16 protein-coding genes and 1 pseudogene are annotated in these 18,206 nt (G+C 73.4%); 11 read left to right on the top strand and 6 right to left on the bottom strand.

Features of this window, described 5'->3' with window-relative positions; genetic code table 11:
• Positions 1–29: 29 nt before the first annotated feature.
• Positions 30–473 (bottom strand): GNAT family N-acetyltransferase, encoded by a 444-nt coding sequence (locus AD017_RS07465; RefSeq protein WP_060573699.1) that lies wholly within the window; start codon positions 471–473, stop codon positions 30–32.
• A 100-nt stretch (positions 474–573) separates the two neighbouring features.
• Entirely contained in the window at positions 574–2,235 is a 1,662-nt protein-coding gene (locus AD017_RS07460; RefSeq protein WP_082399104.1) for a benzoate-CoA ligase family protein, read from the bottom strand.
• A gap of 143 nt (positions 2,236–2,378) precedes the next feature.
• Between AD017_RS07460 and AD017_RS33275 the strand changes: the two genes are divergently transcribed.
• The gene (locus AD017_RS33275) at positions 2,379–4,328 is read left to right on the top strand and encodes an AAA family ATPase (RefSeq protein WP_082538353.1); all 1,950 of its coding nucleotides are present in this window, start codon (positions 2,379–2,381) and stop codon (positions 4,326–4,328) included.
• 13 nt (positions 4,329–4,341) lie between these two features.
• On the opposite strand, the gene AD017_RS07450 is transcribed toward AD017_RS33275, so the two are convergent.
• Positions 4,342–4,569: a hypothetical protein gene (locus AD017_RS07450; RefSeq protein WP_060573697.1), complete on the bottom strand. Its 228-nt coding sequence runs from the start codon at positions 4,567–4,569 to the stop codon at positions 4,342–4,344.
• A gap of 101 nt (positions 4,570–4,670) precedes the next feature.
• Here AD017_RS07450 and AD017_RS07445 point away from each other — a divergent pair, with 101 nt between their 5' ends.
• Genes AD017_RS07445 through AD017_RS07430 form a run of 4 tightly spaced genes read left to right on the top strand, consistent with a single transcriptional unit; the run spans position 4,671 to position 7,031 of the window.
• Entirely contained in the window at positions 4,671–4,877 is a 207-nt protein-coding gene (locus tag AD017_RS07445; RefSeq protein WP_060573695.1) for a hypothetical protein, read from the top strand.
• Positions 4,874–5,359 carry a DUF6879 family protein gene (locus tag AD017_RS07440; RefSeq protein ID WP_060573694.1) on the top strand — a complete coding sequence of 162 codons (486 nt, stop codon included), beginning with the start codon at positions 4,874–4,876 and terminating at the stop codon, positions 5,357–5,359. Before AD017_RS07445 ends, AD017_RS07440 begins: the two co-directional genes overlap by 4 nt.
• Positions 5,356–6,201 carry a helix-turn-helix transcriptional regulator gene (locus AD017_RS07435; RefSeq protein ID WP_060573693.1) on the top strand — a complete coding sequence of 282 codons (846 nt, stop codon included), beginning with the start codon at positions 5,356–5,358 and terminating at the stop codon, positions 6,199–6,201. Before AD017_RS07440 ends, AD017_RS07435 begins: the two co-directional genes overlap by 4 nt.
• Positions 6,202–6,227: 26 nt before the next feature.
• Positions 6,228–7,031: a PIG-L family deacetylase gene (locus tag AD017_RS07430; protein WP_060573692.1), complete on the top strand. Its 804-nt coding sequence runs from the start codon at positions 6,228–6,230 to the stop codon at positions 7,029–7,031.
• On the opposite strand, the gene AD017_RS07425 is transcribed toward AD017_RS07430, so the two are convergent.
• Positions 7,028–8,158, bottom strand: a complete 1,131-nt coding sequence (locus AD017_RS07425; RefSeq protein WP_227012686.1) for an acyltransferase — start codon at positions 8,156–8,158, stop codon at positions 7,028–7,030. The genes AD017_RS07430 and AD017_RS07425 overlap by 4 nt on opposite strands.
• A 240-nt stretch (positions 8,159–8,398) precedes the next feature.
• On the opposite strand from AD017_RS07425, the gene ctaD reads away from it, so the two are divergent.
• From ctaD to AD017_RS07410, 3 genes are read left to right on the top strand one after another with little or no spacing between them, the layout of a single operon-like run.
• The gene (ctaD, locus tag AD017_RS07420) at positions 8,399–10,153 is read left to right on the top strand and encodes a cytochrome c oxidase subunit I (protein ID WP_010231630.1); all 1,755 of its coding nucleotides are present in this window, start codon (positions 8,399–8,401) and stop codon (positions 10,151–10,153) included.
• Between the two features lie 37 nt (positions 10,154–10,190).
• Positions 10,191–11,414, top strand: coding sequence for a phosphoserine phosphatase SerB (gene serB, locus AD017_RS07415; protein WP_010231629.1), 1,224 nt, complete (start codon positions 10,191–10,193; stop codon positions 11,412–11,414).
• The gene (locus AD017_RS07410) at positions 11,411–12,160 is read left to right on the top strand and encodes a peptidyl-tRNA hydrolase (RefSeq protein ID WP_010231625.1); all 750 of its coding nucleotides are present in this window, start codon (positions 11,411–11,413) and stop codon (positions 12,158–12,160) included. Before serB ends, AD017_RS07410 begins: the two co-directional genes overlap by 4 nt.
• Before the next feature lies 1 nt (position 12,161).
• Here AD017_RS07410 and AD017_RS07405 read toward each other — a convergent pair whose 3' ends face one another.
• Positions 12,162–12,584, bottom strand: coding sequence for an organic hydroperoxide resistance protein (locus AD017_RS07405; protein WP_060573691.1), 423 nt, complete (start codon positions 12,582–12,584; stop codon positions 12,162–12,164).
• Positions 12,585–12,850: 266 nt separating this feature from the next.
• Between AD017_RS07405 and AD017_RS07400 the strand changes: the two genes are divergently transcribed.
• Positions 12,851–13,153, top strand: a complete 303-nt coding sequence (locus AD017_RS07400) for a DUF485 domain-containing protein (protein ID WP_082399101.1) — start codon at positions 12,851–12,853, stop codon at positions 13,151–13,153.
• A 53-nt stretch (positions 13,154–13,206) separates the two neighbouring features.
• Positions 13,207–14,760: pseudogene (locus tag AD017_RS07395) on the top strand (cation acetate symporter); the annotation flags it as partial.
• Between the two features lie 280 nt (positions 14,761–15,040).
• On the opposite strand, the gene AD017_RS07390 reads toward AD017_RS07395, so the two are convergent.
• On the bottom strand, positions 15,041–17,104 hold the full coding sequence (locus tag AD017_RS07390) for an ATP-dependent DNA helicase (RefSeq protein WP_060573689.1): 2,064 nt from the start codon (positions 17,102–17,104) through the stop codon (positions 15,041–15,043).
• A 145-nt stretch (positions 17,105–17,249) separates the two neighbouring features.
• On the opposite strand from AD017_RS07390, the gene AD017_RS07385 reads away from it, so the two are divergent.
• Positions 17,250–18,146, top strand: a complete 897-nt coding sequence (locus AD017_RS07385; RefSeq protein WP_145984109.1) for a thioesterase family protein — start codon at positions 17,250–17,252, stop codon at positions 18,144–18,146.
• Positions 18,147–18,206 lie beyond the last annotated feature (60 nt).

Here is an 18,206-nt window from a genome sequence, read left to right as displayed (position 1 = left end):
GCGACGACGGAAGTTTGTGGAGTGTCGCCTCAGCCCGAGTTCTGCACGACCCCCGCGGGGACCTGCTTGCGCAGCTCGCCGACGTCGTTGCGGACGAACCCGTGCCCGGCCAGCCACTCGGTGACCTGCTCGGGATCGGGGTGACCGTGCGGCACGACGTTGTAGATGTAGTGGAGCCTGCGACGTCCCGCCTCGGTCTCCAGGTGGGCGAGGACGAACGCGCCGACCCCACCGCCCCGGGCGTCCGGGCGGACCAGGAGGAGGATCTCCGCGTCGCCCCAGGACCCGTCGAGGCGGCCGTAGCCGAGGGTCCGGCCCGCGCCGTCCTCGACCCGCCACCACTCGTCGCCCAGCGGGTCACCGGACTCCGGGCGGCCCAGCCCGAACAGTGCGGGATCCAGGCCCCCCAGCACCTGCCGCTTGCGGTCGTCCCAGCTCGCCGGGGTCTCCGCGACCCATGCCCAGGTGTCCACTCCGGCCTCCTCGCTCCTCGGGTGACGGGTGCCGTCTGCGAGTGAACCCGCCCGACCGGGATCGGGCCAGGGATCGTCGCTGATTGCGACACCTCGGACCTCAGACGACCGTCTGTGCTTCGGTCTGCTGCCCGCTCACCCCGGGGAGCCCGGACGCCTGCTCGCGCAGCCGGTACCGCTGGATCTTCCCGGTGGGGGTCTTGGGCAGCTCCGTCACCGCGACGACGACCCGGGGACGCTTGAACGACGCCAGCCCGTCCCGGCAGAACGCGACGAGCTCGTCGGAGCTCGGGGCGGCCGCGGCGTCGCGCGGCACCACGAACGCGACCGGCTTGTCGAGCCCGTCGGCGTCCGGCACCCCGACGACGACCGCCTCGGCCAGCCCGGGGTGCTCCAGCAGCCGGGTCTCCACCTCGCCGGGGGAGACCCAGATGCCACCGACCTTGAGGACGTCGTCGGCGCGGCCCAGGCAGGTCCAGGACCCGTCGGCGTTGCGGACGTACTGGTCGCCCGTGCGCATCCAGCGGCCCTGGAACACCAGCCGGTTCACCTCGGTGCGGCACCAGTAGCCGGTGCAGACCGAGTCGCCGGCGACGAAGAGCATCCCCTGCTCGCCCGGCTCGGTGATCACGCTGCCGTCCGGGCGGCGGAGCTCCACCTCGTAGCCGGGCACCGGGAACCCGGAGCTGCCGGGCACGACCTCGCCGGGCCGGTTGGAGATGAAGATGTGCAGGGCCTCGGTGGACCCGATGCCGTCCAGCACCTCGAAGCCGTAGCGGTCGCGGACGCCGTGGAACATCCGGGCCGGGAGCGCCTCCCCGGCCGAGGCGCCCCGGCGCACGGTGGCGAACCGTTCCGGGGGCAGGTCGGCGGCGATCATCGGGCCCCAGAAGCTGGGGACGGCGAAGAACAGCGTCGCCCGGTGCTCCTCGGCGAGTCGCGAGTACAGCTCCGGGGCCGGCCGCGAGGGCTCCAGCACCGCGCAGGCGCCCACCGACAGCGGGAAGAACATCGAGTTGCCGATGCCGTAGGCGAAGAACAGCTTCGCCACCGACAGGCAGACGTCGTCGCGCCGGATGCCGAGCACCTGGGCCCCGTAGGTCTCGCCGACGAACCGGATGTCGCTGTGCCGGTGCATCGCGCCCTTGGGCCGCCCGGTGGTGCCCGAGGTGTAGAGCCACAGCGCCTGCGACTCCGCCCAGGTCGGGGCGGGCTCCGGCATCGGCTCGCCGGCGGCGAGCAGCTCGTCCCAGGTCAGGGAGGCGACCCCGGGCGGCGTCGCCGGCGCCGCCGGGCCGGTGGTGACGACGCGCTCCAGGTCCGGCGCCCCGGCCGTGGCCTCGGCGAGCTGCGCGGCGAACGCCTCGCCGCCGATCACCGTCGTCGCGCGGGAGTCCCGCACGAGGACGGCGAGCTCGCGACCGGTGAGCATGGTCGAGCTCGGGACCGCGACGGCACCGGCCCACATGGTGCCGAGGATCGCGGTGAAGAGCTCGACGTCGTCGGGCATCACCATCAGGACGCGCTGCTCGGGACGCACGCCCACGGCGCGCAGCGCCCCGGCCACCGCGCGGACGCGGTCGGTCAGCTGGGCGTAGGTGAGCGCACCGCCGGGGAACCGCACGGCGGTCCGGCCGCCGTCGCCCGCGGCGACCCGCGCGGACGTCAGGTGGGCGGCGGCGTTGAAGGCGTCCGCGCTGCCGCGGGGGGCCGGGATCGGGGTGGAACGGGCGGGCTCGTCGGCGTTGACGACATCGGCCATGGTGGGTGGCTCCTGTGCCGGTTCGGGAGTCTGTGATGCTACACACATCGGACGTGCCGTCAACGGTTCGTAGATCGACGCCGGTGCGTTCCCGGCGCCCGTGTGGTGAGCTGATCGGCAGTCGACACCAGGAGGTCGCCGCGGTGACAGCGCTGTCCCCAGTCCCCTCGTCCCCGCAGGTCACGCAGGCCACGGGTGCGTCACCGGTACCGCTCGTCGGGCTCGACCGGCAGCGCGAGGTGCTCACGGTCGCCCTCGCGACCGGCCGCCACGTCGTGCTGGAGGGCCCGCCGGGCACCGGCAAGTCGACGCTGCTGCACGCGATCGCGCGCGAGTCCGGCCGCCGGACGGTGTTCGTGGAGGGCAACGCCGAGCTGACCCCGGCCCGGCTCGTCGGCGCCTTCGACCCGGCCCAGGTCCTGACCGACGGCTATGTCCCCGCCGCGTTCGTCGACGGGCCGCTGCTCACCGCGCTGCGCGGCGACGGCGACTCCGGGCTCCTCTACCTCGAGGAGATGAACCGGATCCCCGAGGAGACGCTGAACGTCCTGATCACGGTCCTCACCGAGGGCGAGATCACCGTGCCCCGGCTGGGCACGGTCCCCGCCGGGCCCGGCTTCCGGCTGATCGCGGCGATGAACCCGTTCGACGCCGTCGGCACCGCCCGGGTCAGCCAGGCCATCGCCGACCGGATGTGCCGGGTCGTCCTCGGCTACCAGCCGGAGGCCGCCGAGCGGCGGATCACCGGCGCCGTGACCGGGCGCGACCCGGCGGCCGTCGCGCTGGCCGTGGCGCTGACCCGGCGCACCCGCGAGCACCGCGACGTCCGCACCGGCTCCTCGGTGCGGGGCGCGATCGACCTCGCGCACGTCGTCGACGGGCTGGCCGCGATGCGCGGCGAGGACCCCACCGGCCGGGACACCGCGCGCGACGCCATGCACGCGGCGCTCTCCGGCCGGATCCGCGTCGCCGACGGCGTCGACCGGACCCCGGAGGCGGTGCTCGACGAGATCCTCGACGACGTCTGGCCGCCCGACGCCGAGTCCCCACCCGAGCCGCCCGCACCCGGCGACGAGGAGAACCCTCCCGCGGACGGCGGTGAGGGTCCGGGAAAAGCCGGGAGTCCGGCCCCCGCTGACGGGGCGCCGGACACCTCGCGCCGGGGCCGCCCCGCGCGCGGGCCCCGCACGCTGGGCCGCGACGAGCTCGCGTCCCGGCACGAGGGCTTCGCCGCGGTCTCGCCGGAGCTCGGCGAGCTCGACGACGCCGCGTTCGACGACGCGCTCGCCGCCGACCCGGAGGCCGCCGCGGCGTTGCTCGCCGATCTCGCGGTCGCCACCGACGCGCAGCTGCGGGCCCGGGCCCGGCGCCTCGCCGGGCGGGTGTTCCTGCGGCTGGGCCGGGTCGGGCCCGCCCGGTCGCGCGGCACCCGGCGGCTCGGGCCCCGGCCCGGCGGGCAGGGCGACCTCGACCTCGACCGGACGCTCGACGGCTGGCAGCCGGGCCCGCACGCGCGCCGGCCGGGACCGGCCGACGTCGTCACCCGGGACTGGACGGCGCACCGCAGGGCCGTGGTGCTGGCCGTCGACGTCTCCGGGTCGATGCAGGGCGACGCGGTGGCGCTCGCCGCCGTCGCCGCCGCGGGCGTGGTGCTGGCCTGCACGAGTGGCGGGACCGCGGGCGGGCCGCAGGACCCCGGCGTGCTCGTCTTCGGCTCGGAGGTGCGGACGCTCGCCACACAGGGCGTGCCCCGTCCGGCCGACGACCTCGTCGGCGAGCTGGTCGCCGTCCGGGGCCACGGGGTCACCGACGTCGCGGCCGCGCTGCGGGCCGCCTCGGTGCAGCTCGCCGGGGCGGTCGCCGAGGAGCGCACCGTCGTGCTGCTGTCGGACTGCCTGCACACCAGCGGCGACGACCCGCTCACCGCGCTCGCCGGGATCGACCGGCTGCACGTGCTGCTGCCGCAGCCCGGCGACCCCGACCCGGCGGCGCTGCGGGCGGCCGGGGCGCTCGCAGCCCGCGGCGGGGGTGTGTACGACACCGTGTCACGGCTGGCGCAGGTCGGGCCGGCGCTGACCCGGATCCTGGGCTGAGCCCGGGATCAGATCATCGGGCGGGCGGGGGAGTGAGGTCGTCGCGTGCCCGTCGGGCGCGCTCGGCGATCAGGCGGACGTCGCAGGGGTAGCGGCGCCGACCGCTCTGCGGACCGGGGCAGGCGGGACACCAGCCGCGTCGGTCGACGTGCTCGGCGAGGATCGCGTCGAGCAGGCCGTCCTGGGAGAGGAGGAAGGAGACCAGCGCGTCGTTCCGGGGAAGTTCCGATCCGAAGGCCATATGCGCAATCTATGCGCATCTCATGCAGAGGTCCAGACTGGACCTGGCGTCGATCGAGGGCGATGATGGACTTTCGAACAGCATGAACATGGAGATGGCATATGCGACTGCAGCTGCTGGCGAAGGACAACAACTCGGGCGAGGTCGGCTGTCCCTCGGTGCACCGTGACCTCGACTCCGGTGGTCTCGTGTTCCAGGGACCGGCCGTCGAGATGCGACTCCTGCCGAACGCGTTGCCCGGCGAACAGGCCGTACTCCTGGAACCCGAGATCGTGCGGCGCGCCGCCGCCGCCCTCGGATGGCTGTGAGGTTCCCGTCCGCGCTGCTCGGCGGCTTCGAGACGGCCCGAGAGTCGATCTTCCGTCTGGAGACCCTCGACTTCTATGCCGGAGATCCCAATGCCGAGCGTCACCGAACCGGTGGCAGCTGGCTGGACACCCCGTCGAAGGACGACTGGTGCCGGTTGGTGCGCCGCCGGACGGCGGAGGGGGTCGTCATGCGCCGCGTTCATCTCGTCCGGCGACCTCTGTCGGCGTACCTGCGCTACCGGATCGACTGGTCGAACCCGCTGAACATCGCCGCCGGTGAGGACTGCCGGATCGTCGAGGCCGGGATCGACGGCGCGACCGACTTCTGGATGTTCGACGACGAGGTCGCGTGGTTGATGCGGTACGACGCCGGTGGCGATCTCCGTGCGGTGGAGTCGGCGGCACCGGACGACCTGGCTCGGTGCCGCGAATGGAAGCGCCGTGCCGTCGATCTGGCGCTGCTGGCAGAGTCCGGTAGGTGAGTCCGGACCGCGACAGCCCCGCTGCGGCGCTCGGCGGCCGCCTGCGCGAGCTGCGTGCCGGCCCGTTCAGGTCGGGGTCTGAACTGGCGCGGCACCTGGGCTGGCAGCAGTCGAAGGTCTCCCGGATCGAGCACGGGCGACAGCTCCCGACCCGTAGCGACCTCGACCGCTGGGCCCGGGCGGCCGGTGCCGGCGACGAGGCCCGCGCCGCCCTGCACGACCTCCTCGACCGCGCGCACGTCAGCACCGTGTCGAACGCCGCCGCAGGCCGCCGGCCGGGTGGCCTCGAGTCGCTCCAGGACGACCTGCGCGACCTCGAGCGGGCGTCCACCCTGGTCGCGGAGTACCAGCCGCACCTCGTGCCGGGGCTCGCCCAGACCCCCGCCTACACCAGGGCGTGGCTGACGCAGGCGGCCCGGCCCGGCCTGGCCGGGCACGTCGACGTCGAGGGGATCGTCGCCGCGCGGTCGGCGCGGCAGGCGATCCTGCACGAGCCCGGGCGCCGGGTCGTCCTGGCGATGGGCGAGGGGGCGTTGCGCAGCGTCCACGGCCCGGCCGAGGTGCAGCGCCGGCAGCTCGGCTACCTGCAGGTGATCGCGGACCTCCCCGCGGTCGAGCTGCTCGTCGAGCCGTTCACGGCCGCCACCGCGACCCTGCGGGGCTTCCAGCTGCTCGACGACCGGGTCCTGCTGGAGGACGCCGACGGCACCCGGCACCTGACCGACCCGGACGTCGTCACCCGGTTCCGCGGAACGCTCGACGCCGTGCGGGAGCGCGCGGTCACGGGGGAGGCCGTGATCACGCTGCTCGGGGACGTCATGGAGTCCCTCCCCGGCCGCTGAGGATCCGCTGCGTAGGCTCGCCCGCCGTGGGGACCCTCGTCAGCTTTCACGCCCATCCCGACGACGAGTCGATCGGCACCGCCGGCACGCTCGCCAAGGCCGCCGCGCTCGGACACCGTGTCGTGCTCGTGTTCGCCACCCGCGGCGAGCTCGGCGAGCCGGTGCCCGGTGTGCTCGCCGACGGCGAGCAGCTCCCGGTGCGCCGCTCCGCGGAGTGCCACGAGTCCGCCCGCGTGCTCGGCGTCGCGCGCGTCGAGTTCCTCGGCTACGTCGACTCCGGGATGATGGGCGACCCGACGAACGACGCGCCGTACTGCTTCTGGCAGGCGTCGGTGGAGCACGCCGCCCGGCGCCTCGCGCTGATCTGCGAGGAGGAGGCGGACGTCCTCACCACCTACGACGACAACGGCGGCTACGGCCACCCCGACCACATCCAGGTGCACCGGGTCGGCGCCCGCGCCGGCGAGCTCGCCGGTGTCCCGGTGGTCGCGCAGAACACCACCAACCGGGACTGGCTGATGCGCGGGATGCGGGGCCTCCAGAAGGAGCGCGGCGGCGACTGGCAGATGCCCGAGCTCCCCGACGACGGCTCGTTCGGCAAGCCCGAGTCGGAGATCACACACCGGGTGGAGGCCGTCGAGTACGCCGAGACCAAGCGCGCCTCGATGCGGGCGCACGCCAGCCAGATGGGCCCGGACCACTTCATGCTGACCATGCCCGAGCCGGTGTTCGCGATGGGTCTGGGCACCGAGTTCTACATCGTCGACGTGCAGCCCAACCCGGCCTCCGCGCCGGACGTCTGGACCGACGTGTTCGAGCCGCTGCGCTAGCGGGCGGCCACCCGGTCCCAGCTGCGCATGAGCACCCCGTGCGCGGGGCGTTCGACGAGCCGGGTCAGCAGCCAGCCGAGCAGTACCGCGACGACCAGCATCGCCGCGGACTGCAGCAGCGGCCCCACGCCGACGTCCTGGAGCCGGCGCATCACCACGTAGCCGACGGTCTGGTGCATCAGGTAGACGCCGTAGGAGATGCCGGCGAGCCTGCGGAAGGCGGTCGCGAGCGGCGCCGGTATCCAGCCGCCGGGGCGGGGGAGCCGGGCGACGAGCGCGACCAGCGCGATGCCGACGCACACGAGTGCCGCGGCGACCGCGTCGATGTGGTCGAGATCGACCCGCAGCACCCCGTCCGGGCCGGGCATGAGGCCGTGCACGAACTGCGCGAGCCCGCAGAACGCCAGCAGTGCGAGCGCGTGCCCGTTGCCCATCCGCCGGGTCGACCACAGCCAGACGGCGATCCCGGCGACGAACAGGTGCAGCCGGTGGAACCCGAAGCCGTCGACGATCATCCGGTACCACTCGGGCGGGTCGGCCGGGTCGTCCGGCCGGGCCCGCAGCGGCCAGAGCAGCAGCGGGACGAGCACCATCGTCCACAGCAGCACCCGCAGCCGCGGGCCGAAGCCCCACCGGGTCGTGCTGAGCACCGCCGCCGCGGTGAAGGCCATCAGCTGCAGGGGCAGCGTCCAGAAGGCCGGGTCGAGCCACGGGTACCGGACCGTGTCCCAGTTCCCCAGCATCAGCCAGTTGACGACGACCTCGCGCGCGTCGGGCGACGCCCAGTCCTCGGGGGAGAGGAAGCGCAGCGCCACCCAGGCCACCGGGACGGCGACGAGGAAGGCCGGCAGCAGCCGCGCCACCCGGCCCCACCAGTAGCGGCCCGGGGAGTGCCTGCCGAGGGTGGCGCACGCGAAGTAGGCGGAGACGACCAGCAGCAGGCTCGCCCCGACCTGGTGGTCGAAGGAGAGCCGGCGGGGGATGAGCTCCGGATGGAGCACCGGCCCGAGGTGCGTGGCGTGGTAGAGCACCACCAGCAGGACGAACCCGCTGCGCAGCACGTCCCAGCCGGGTTCCCGCCGCCGGGACCCCGGCCGGCCGGGCTCTGGAGGAGTCGGCACGACCACCCCGACACGGTAAGCGCGGCACCCTCCGCGCCCTCCCACACCCCCGAAGGAGGCCCTGACTGCGCGCCCGGGGGGTGTCGGTTCTACCCTTCGTAGAGCACAATCGGCGCGCGCCGCGCGAACGGTCGGGGACCCCGGGTGGATCTTCACCGACCGGACGGGCGGCGCTCGCCGGTCGGGAAGTAAGGTCCTCCCGTCCGCGAGGACGTGCTCAGGTCAGGCAAGTGCATGGAGGCCCAGGTGACAGCGGTCGAGCCCAAGCCGATCTCGACGCGCCCGTATCCGGCGCGCCGGGAGGGCAAGGGATCCACGTTCCTCAGGATGCTGAGGACGACGGATCCGAAGGACATCGCGATCCTGTACCTCTGCACGTCGTTCGCGTTCTTCGCGGTCGGCGGCGTGATGGCGCTGCTGATCCGCGCCGAGCTCGCGCGACCGGAGCTGCAGTTCCTGTCCACCGAGCAGTACAACCAACTGTTCACGATGCACGGCACGATCATGCTGCTGCTGTTCGCGACGCCGATCCTGTTCGGCTTCGCCAACTACATCGTGCCGCTGCAGATCGGCGCGCCCGACGTGGCGTTCCCCCGGTTGAACTCGTTCTCGTACTGGCTCTACCTGTTCGGCGGGATCATCGTCGTCTCCGGGTTCCTGACCCCGGGCGGCGCCGCGGACTTCGGCTGGTTCGCCTACACCCCGCTGTCCGACGCGATCCGCTCGCCGGGCGTCGGTGGCGACCTGTGGATCATGGGCCTGGTCGTCTCCGGCCTGGGCACGATCCTGGGTGGCGTCAACTTCATCACCACGATCGTCTGCATGCGCGCGCCGGGCATGACGATGTTCCGGCTGCCGATCTTCACCTGGAACATCTTCATCACCGCGCTGCTGATCCTGATCGCGTTCCCGATCCTGACCGCGGCCCTGCTGGGCCTGGCCGCGGACCGGCACCTCGGTGCGAACGTGTTCAACCCGGAGCACGGCGGTGTGGTGCTCTGGCAGCACCTGTTCTGGTTCTTCGGCCATCCCGAGGTCTACATCGTCGCGCTGCCGTTCTTCGGCATCGTGTCGGAGATCTTCCCGGTCTTCTCGCGCAAGCCGCTGTTCGGCTACAAGGGCCTCGTCTTCGCGACGATCGCGATCGCGGCGCTGTCGGTCGCGGTGTGGGCGCACCACATGTACGCCACCGGCGCGGTCATGCTGGCGTTCTTCTCCTTCACCACGTTCCTGATCGCGATCCCGACGGGCGTCAAGTTCGTCAACTGGATCGGGACCCTGTGGAAGGGCAAGATCACCTACGAGACGCCGATGCTGTTCTCGGTCGGCTTCCTCGTCACGTTCCTCTTCGGTGGCCTGACCGGCATCCTGCTCGCGATGCCGCCGGTGGACTTCCACGTGTCGGACACGTACTTCGTCGTCGCGCACTTCCACTACGTGCTCTACGGCACGATCGTGTTCGCGACGTTCGGCGGGATCTACTTCTGGTTCCCGAAGATGACCGGGCGGTTCCTCGACGAGACCCTCGGCAAGATCCACTTCTGGCTGACCTTCGTCGGGTTCCACCTGACGTTCCTGGTGCAGCACTGGCTGGGCAACGAGGGCTACCCGCGCCGGTACGCCGACTACCTGCCGATGGACGGCTTCACGACGCTGAACATGATCTCCTCGATCGGTGCGTTCGTGCTCGGTGCGTCGACGCTGCCGTTCTTCTACAACGTGTTCAAGAGCTACCGGTTCGGTCGCGTCGTGCAGTCCGACGACCCGTGGGGCTTCGGCAACTCGCTGGAGTGGGCGACCTCCTGCCCGCCGCCGCGGCACAACTTCACCGAGCTGCCCCGGATCCGGTCCGAGCGGCCGGCGTTCGACCTGCACTACCCGCACCTGGTCGAGAAGGCGCGCGCCGAGGCGCACGTCGGTGGCCGCGCACACCCGACGGAGGTGCTGGCCAAGGAGGTCGGCAAGGAGTCCTGGCCGGACGACGACCCCAAGTCCAACTGAGGTGGCGGTAGCCGCTCCCGGTCCGGCCCCGTCCACCGTGCTCGTCACGGTGACCGGGCCGGACCGTCCGGGTGTCAGCTCCGTCCTCTTCGCCGCCCTCACCGCCGCCGGTGTCGAGCTCCTCGACCTGGAACAGGTGGTCGTCAACGGGCGGCTGACCCTCGGGGCGCTCGTCGTCCCGCAGGGTGATCCCGAGGACCTGCAGGAGTCCGTGGGCGAGGCCATGGACTCGATCGACATGTCGGTCCACATCGAGATCCAGCGCGACGGGCGCACCGATCCCCGTCCGCAGCCGACCCACGTCGTCACGGTGCTCGGGCGGCCGATCACCGCCCGCGCGTTCGGCGCGATCGCGGCGGAGCTCGCCGCGGTGGGTGCGAACATCGACGCCATCCGCCGGGTCGCCGACTACCCCGTCACCGGGCTGGAGCTGCTGGTCTCCCCGGTCCCGGACGGCGACGCCGACTCCTACCCGCCCGGCACGCTGCGCAAGCGCCTGGTCGAGGTCGCCCGGTCGGCCGGTGTGGACGTCGCCGTCGCGCGGGCCGGCCTCGCCCGCCGCAGCAAGCGGCTGATCGTCTTCGACGTCGACTCCACCCTGATCCAGGGCGAGGTCATCGAGATGCTGGCCGCGCGGGCCGGGGCGGACGTCGAGGCCGAGGTCCGCCGGGTCACCGAGGAGGCGATGGCCGGGAACCTGGACTTCGCCGAGTCGCTCGCGGCGCGGGTCTCGGCCCTGAAGGGGCTGCCCGCCTCGGTCGTCGACGAGGTCGCGGCCGAGATCGAGCTCACCCCGGGCGCGCGGACGACGATCCGCACGCTGAAGCGCCTCGGCTACCGCTGCGGCGTCGTGTCCGGCGGGTTCACCCAGGTGATCGCCGGCCTGGCCGACGAGCTCAAGCTCGACTTCGTCGCCGCGAACGAGCTGGAGATCGTCGACGGCAGGCTGACCGGCCGGGTCACCGGCGAGGTCGTCGACCGGCCCGGCAAGGCGGTCGCGCTGCGCCGGTTCGCCGAGGCCCACGAGATCCCGATCGGGCAGTCGGTCGCGGTCGGCGACGGCGCCAACGACATCGACATGCTCTCCACCGCCGGGCTCGGCGTCGCGTTCAACGCCAAGCAGGCGCTGCGCGACGTCGCGGACACCTCGGTGACGGTGCCCTACCTCGACGTCGTGCTGTTCGTCCTGGGGATCACCCGCGACGAGGTGGAGGCCGCGGACGCCGAGGAGGGCGTGCTGCGGCGGGTCCCGATCGCGTGAGCGACGTGGTCGGTGACCCCGTCCTCGGCCTGCTCGCCGAGCGCTACGGCACCGGAGCACGCCGCCGGGAGATCCCGCCCGAGCCGGACGGCGTCGTCCGCGCCATGCCGGTGGTCCTGCGCATCGAACGCGACCCGCTCCCGGGCCGTACCCCGCTCCTGGAGGCGGCCGCGACCGCCGCGGTGGCGGTGTGCCTGGACCCGCGGGCCCAGCCGGGTGGCGAGTGGCACGACGCCGTCGAGACCTGGATCGACGGCCGCATCCGCAAGATCGCCCGCCGGGCGCGTGGGGCGCACTGGCGGGCGGTGCAGGACCTGCCCGGCGTGACCGTCGAGGTCGGCGGAGCGGAGGCCCGGGCGTTGCTCCCCGGCCCGGTCGACGACGTCCCGAAGACCGTCTCCCGGCTCCAGATCGGGGGGACCGAGCTGGAGCCGGACGACCCCGGTGCGCCGCCCGCGGACACGCCCCTGGTGCTGCTGAACCCGCACGTGGAGATGTCCGTCGGCAAGGCGGCGGCCCAGGTGGGGCACGCCACGATGATCCTCGGAGCCGTCGGCGGCTGGCCGGTCGCCGACGAGCCGGGCGTGCCCCGGTGCGCCGTGCGGACCCCCCGCCCCGCCGACTGGGAGCGGTACCGCACGGCGCTGGAGCGGGGCGGGCCCGGACTCGTCGCGGTCCGGGACGCCGGGTTCACCGAGGTCGCCCCGGGCACGGTCACGTGCCTCGGGGTCGAGCACCCGGGCTGACTCAGACCGTCGTCGCCAGCTGGACGTCGACGTTGCCGCGGGTGGCCTTCGAGTACGGGCACACCTGGTGCGCGGCCTCGACGAGCGCGTCGGCGTCGGCCTGGTCGAGGCCCGGCAGGTTCGCGGTGATCTGCGCCGAGACGGCGAAGCTGGTGTCGTCCGGGGCGAGGCTCACCTGCGCGGTGACGGTGGCGCCGTCCGGGACCGCCGCCTTCTTCTTCCCCGCGACGAGGCGCAGCGCACCGTGGAAGCAACTCGCGTACGCGGCGGCGAACAGCTGCTCGGGGTTGGTCGCGCCACCGGGGCCGCCGAGGCCGGGGGGCATCTTCAGGTCCTGGTCGATGAAGCCGTCATCGGTGCGGATCCGGCCGTCCCGGCCACCGCCCGACGAGATCGCCTCGGTCGTGTACACCGCGTCCGCCATGCTCTGCTCCTCGTGTCGTGGTTTCGATTGCGCACAACCTAACGCGGGGACCCGGGGCGCGCAGCACGGCGTCGTCGGCGGCGTTGCGTAGTGACACGGACCGTGTCGAGAGCGGCGAATATCGGGGCGACACCGTAGTGCTTGTGTGACCCACATAACCCGCAAAGAGGTCTCTCGTTACGGAGAGTATGAACTACCCCCGTGAATTGTCACCGCCCCCGGTGTATCCCCCCACCCCGCCGGGTCTCGGGGGAGCCGGCCGGGACGTGTGGGTCGCGGCGGCCGAGAGCCCGCAGTTCGAGGAGCTCCGCGGCCGCCTGCTGCGATTCGTCCTCCCCGCGACGGCCGGGTTCCTGCTCTGGTTCTTCGTCTTCATCGGGCTCACCGCCTGGGCCCCCGGGCTGATGGGCACCAAGGTCGTCGGGGACCTCACGCTGGTGCTGGTGCTGGCCGTCGCCCAGTTCGTCTCGACCTTCGCGCTCACCGCCGCCTACGTCCGGTACGCGAACCGCCGGCTCGACCCGCTCGCCGACGAGATCCGCGGCCGGCTCGAGGGGGTCCGCACGTGAGCGACCCGATCCTCGCCGCGGCGGTGCCCGCACCGGGGGACCCGGTGCTGAACATGGCCGTGTTCACCGCGTTCATCCTGTTCGCCTTCGTCCTCGTGATGCGGGTCCGGCGACGGTCGGGGGTGGCGACCTCGGACTACTACACCGCGGGGAGCCGGTTCTCCGGGACGGAGAACGGGCTCGCCCTGTCCGGCGACTTCCTCTCGGCCGCGACGTTCCTGGGCATCGTCGGCGCGGTCGCCGTCGCCGGCCCGGACGGGTACATCTACGCGGTGGTGGCCTTCGTGGCCTGGCTGGTGGCGCTGTTCTTCGTCGCCGAGCTGCTGCGCAACACCGGCCGCTACACGATGGCCGACGTCCTGGGGTACCGGTTGCGGAAGCGGCCGGTCCGGGCCGCGGCAGCCACCTCGGCGGTGGTGATCTCGACGCTCTACCTGCTCGGGCAGCTCGCCGGCGCGGGCGGTCTGATCGCGCTGCTGCTCAACGTCACCGACCGCGCCGCCCAGTCCGCGGTGATCGCCGGCGTCGGTGCGGTCGTGATCGGCTACGTCCTGGTCGGCGGCATGGCCGGCGCGACCTGGATCCAGATCGTGAAGGCCTGCCTGCTGCTCGTCACCGGCCTGGTGATGGCGGCGTTCGTGCTCGGAGCCTCCGGCCTGAGCCTGCCCGCCCTGCTCACGTCGGCGGTCGAGAACCACCCCGGCGGCGAGGCGGTCCTGCAGCCCGGGCTGCTCTACGGCGGCAGCCTCACCGCGAACCTAGACCTGCTGTCACTGGCGCTCGGGGGAGTGCTCGGGGTGGCCGGGCTCCCGCACATCATGATGCGCTTCTACACGGTTCCCGACGCCCGTCAGGCCCGGCGGTCCGTGGTGTCGGCGATCTGGATCATCGGCACGTTCTTCCTGCTGGTGCTCGTCCTCGGCTACGGCGCCACCGCGCTGGTGGGCCCGCAGGCGATCCTGGCCGCGCCCGGCGGCGTCAACTCGGCCGCGCCACTGCTGGCGCTGCAGATCGGCGGGCCGGTGCTGCTCGCGCTGGTCTCGGCGGTGGCGTTCGCGACGATCCTCGCCGTCGTCGCCGGACTCATGATCACCGCGGCCGCGGCGTTCGCGCACGACGTCTACGCGCAGCTGATCCGCAACGGCAAGGCCACCGCCGAGGAGGAGGTCCGGGTCGCGCGCCGGGTCACGCTGGTCATCGGCCTGGTCGGCATCGCGGGCGGGATCCTCGCCAACGGCCAGAACATCGCGTTCCTGGCGGCCCTGACGTTCGCCATGGCCGCGTCGGCGAACCTGCCGACCCTGCTGTACTCGCTGTTCTGGAAGCGGTTCACCACCACCGGCGCGGTGTGGAGCATCTACGGGGGACTCACGGTCACCCTGACCCTGATCGTCTTCTCGCCCGCGGTGTCGGGCACGCCGGGATCGATGCTGCCCGATCTCGACTTCGCGTGGTTCCCGCTGAGCAACCCGGGCCTGGTCTCCGTACCGGCGGGCTTCCTGCTGGGCTACCTCGGCTCGGTGCTGGGAGCCGAGCGGCCCGACGCCGCGGGCTTCGCGCAGATGTCGGTCCGGGCGCTGACCGGGGCCGGGGTGCAGCGCGCGGTGACCGGCGACGCCGCCTCCCCGCCCCCGCTCGGACGGCACCGCCCCGGTGCACCCGGCCGGGACCCGGTGGCGCAGCGCGGCCACCCGGAACCGGCGGGGGCGAGGGGCCCGGCCGCCCCGGCCCGCGGCCCCGGGCGGCCGGGGGTCCCCGGCCCGGACCCCGCGCTCCGGCTGGGCCGGGACCGGCCGTACCGCCCCGGGGAAGGCGGACCCGGCGGATCCGGCGGACCGGCCGGACCGGGCGGACCGGGCGGACCTCGGCGGTGATCCGGTGCCGGCGTCAGGCGCCGCGCAGGCGCTTCAGGGCGCCGTGCACCTTCTCGACGTCGGTGGTCTCCCAGAACGGCGGCAGGCTGGCCCGGAGGAACCCGCCGTAGCGGGCGGTCGCGATCCGCGGGTCCAGGATGGCGACGACGCCGCGGTCGTCGGTGGAGCGCAGCAGCCGGCCCGCACCCTGGGCCAGCAGCAGCGCGGCGTGCGTGGCCGAGACCGACAGGAACCCGTTCCCGCCCCGGGAGTCGGTGGCCTTCTGCCGGGCCGCGACCAGCGGGTCGTCCGGGCGCGGGAACGGGATCCGGTCGATGATCACGCAGGAGAGCGACGGGCCGGGCACGTCGACCCCCTGCCACAGCGACAGGGTGCCGAACAGCGAGGTCTCCTCGTCCTCGGCGAACCGCTTGACCAGCAGCATCGTCGAGTCGTCGCCCTGGCAGAGCAGCGGGGTGTCGAGCTTGCCGCGCAACGCCTCGGTGGCCTGCTTCGCGGCCCGGGTGGAGGAGAACAGGCCCAGCGTGCGGCCGCCGGCGGCCCGGACGAGGCCCTCGATCTCGTCGAGCGTCTGCGGGGCCAGGCCGTCGCGGCCCGGGGCGGGCAGGCGCTTCGCGAGGTAGAGGATCCCCGACTTCCCGTGCGCGAACGGGGACCCGACGTCGAGGCCCTGCCAGCGCGGGGCCTCCGGATCCTGGACCGGGCCGTGTCCCACCGGCTCACCGGGCGGCGTGTCGCCGGCCTCCTTCGGCTGCGAGGCTGGCAGGCCCCACTGCCGGGCCAGCGCGTCGAACGACCCGCCGAGCGCGAGGGTGGCCGAGGTCAGCACCGTCGTCCGGGAGTTGAACAGGCGCTCCCGCAGGAGCCCGCCCACCGACAGCGGGGCGACACGGACCACCTTGTACCGGCTGCCGTCGGGGCCCTGCTCGCCGAGCCACACGACGTCGCGCCGCTTCGCGGGATCCGTCTCGGAGAACGTGTCGACCAGCCGGACGCAGGTCTCGGACACCTCGTCGAGCACGGCGAGGGCGAGCTTGCGGGCGGCGGCGCCGTCGGGATCGGCGTCGTCGGCGCGGCGCTGGCCTCCCATCGCCTGCCGGCAGCCCGCGGCGGCGGTGAGGATCGCGTTCAGGGCTCCCGACGCCGGGGTCGGCAGCGACTCCCAGCGGGCCGGCGGCAGATCCTCCAGGACCGCGCCGAGCCCTTCGCCGGCCTCGCTGAGCCGGTCGGCCAGTTCCTGGTCGACGAGCTTGCCGCAGCGCCGCGCCGCGGTCGCGACGGTGCCCGCGGTGAGCTCGGCGGTGGCGGCGCCGGTGACCCGGTCGACGAGCTCGTGCGCCTCGTCGACGATCACGACGTCGTGCTCGGGCAGCACCTGCGCCTCGCCCATGGCGTCGATCGCGAGCAGCGCGTGGTTGGTGACGACGATGTCGGCCCGGCCCGCCTCGGCCCGCGCCTTCTCCGCGAAGCAGTCCTCGCCGACCGGGCAGCGGCTCGCGCCCAGGCACTCCCGCGCGGTGACGGAGACCTGCCGCCACGCCGTGTCGGGGACGCCGGGGACGAGCTCGTCGCGGTCGCCGGTCTCGGTGTCGGAGGCCCAGTCGTGCAGCCGCTTCACGTTGCGGCCCAGCGCGGAGACCGCGAACGCGTCGAAGAGCTGGTCCTCGAGGGGGTCGTCGTCCATGTCGCCGTGGAGCTTGTTGAGGCACAGGTAGTTGCGGCGGCCCTTGAGGATCGCGAACGTCGGCTCCCGCCCGAGCACCTTCTTCAGGCTCGTCGCCACTCGCGGCAGGTCGCGGTCGACGAGCTGGCGCTGCAGCGCGATCGTCGCCGTGGACACGACGACCGTGGTGTCGCGGGCGATCGCGTGCCGGATCGCGGGCACCAGGTAGGCCAGCGACTTGCCGGTGCCGGTCCCGGCCTGGACGGCGAGGTGCTCGCCGGACGACAGCGACCGGCGCACGGCGTCGGCCATCCGGTCCTGGCCCTCGCGGCGGGAACCCCCCACCGAGGACACGGCGGTCTCCAACAGCTCGTGCACGCCGGGCAGGTCGCGGGTCTGCAAGGGAGCGGGCACACGAGGAGGTTACCGAGCACCCCCGACGGTCACGGTCGGACGGGGGAACCCGACACGCGCACGCTGTGTCACAGCGATGCTCACCACGTGTGATATCGGGCAGCCGGTGGCCGGTGAGCGCAGACACAGCGTCACGATGGAGGGCGTGACAGCTGCAACCACGACTGAGAACCCGACGGTTCCGCTGCCGGGCGAGTTCCCGGTGCTGATCGAGCACGAGGCGCGCTACGCCGACCTCGACCCGAGCCGGCGGATCGGCCGCGACGCGCTGGTGCGCTGGTTCGAGGACGCCCGGGTCGCCGTCGAGCGCGACACCTTCGGCGCCGACCTCGTCGCCCGCCTGCAGTCCCGGGTCCGCCTGCTCCTGGCCGCGATCCGGGTCGACGTGCTCGCCCCGCTGCGCGTCACGGGCTCCTACCGGATCGGCGTCGGCGTCTCCCACATCGGCACGACGTCGTTCTCCTACCGCTACGCCGTGTTCGCCGGTGACGAGTGCGTCGCCACCGGCGAGTCGACCTCGGTGCACACCGACGGTGAGAAGCCGGCCCCGCTGACCGACGAGGTCCGCGACGCGCTGGCCGCGCTGCGGATCGACGCCCCGGCCCCGGCCCGCCCCGAGCGCGGGGACGACCGCGCGGTCCGCGAGAACTACCCGTTCCGCTGGGACGTCCGCACCCGGTTCACCGATCTCGACACCAACCGGCACGTCAACAACGTCGCGCTGGCCTCCTGGTACCTCGACGGCCTGGCGGAGCTGCACTCCGACGTCCTCGGCTACCCGGCGGGCGGACCGCTGGACGGCCTCTCGCCGTCGTCGCTGTCGGTGCAGTACCTCGACGAGGTGCACTACCCGGGCATCTACCAGCTGCGGGTCGCGGTCTCCGAGATCGGCGAGGACACCGTCCGCTACGTCTGCGCGCTGTTCGACGAGCGCCGCCTGATCGGCCTCGCCGAGGCGGAGGGCTTCCACCACGCCCCCGGCGAGGACGGCGACCCGGTGCGGCTGGCCGAGGCGCTGGCCCCGTTCCGCTTCAGGGACTGACCCACCCCGCAGGGACCGACCCACCCCGCGTCGTGGAGCCGGACCGGCTCCACGACGCGG

Origin of the sequence: Pseudonocardia sp. EC080619-01 (genome assembly GCF_001420995.1) — a bacterium.
In the GTDB taxonomy this organism is placed as follows: domain Bacteria; phylum Actinomycetota; class Actinomycetes; order Mycobacteriales; family Pseudonocardiaceae; genus Pseudonocardia.
The sequence above is the reverse complement of the archived record's forward strand: the minus strand, read 5'-3'. Positions and strand labels throughout refer to the sequence as shown.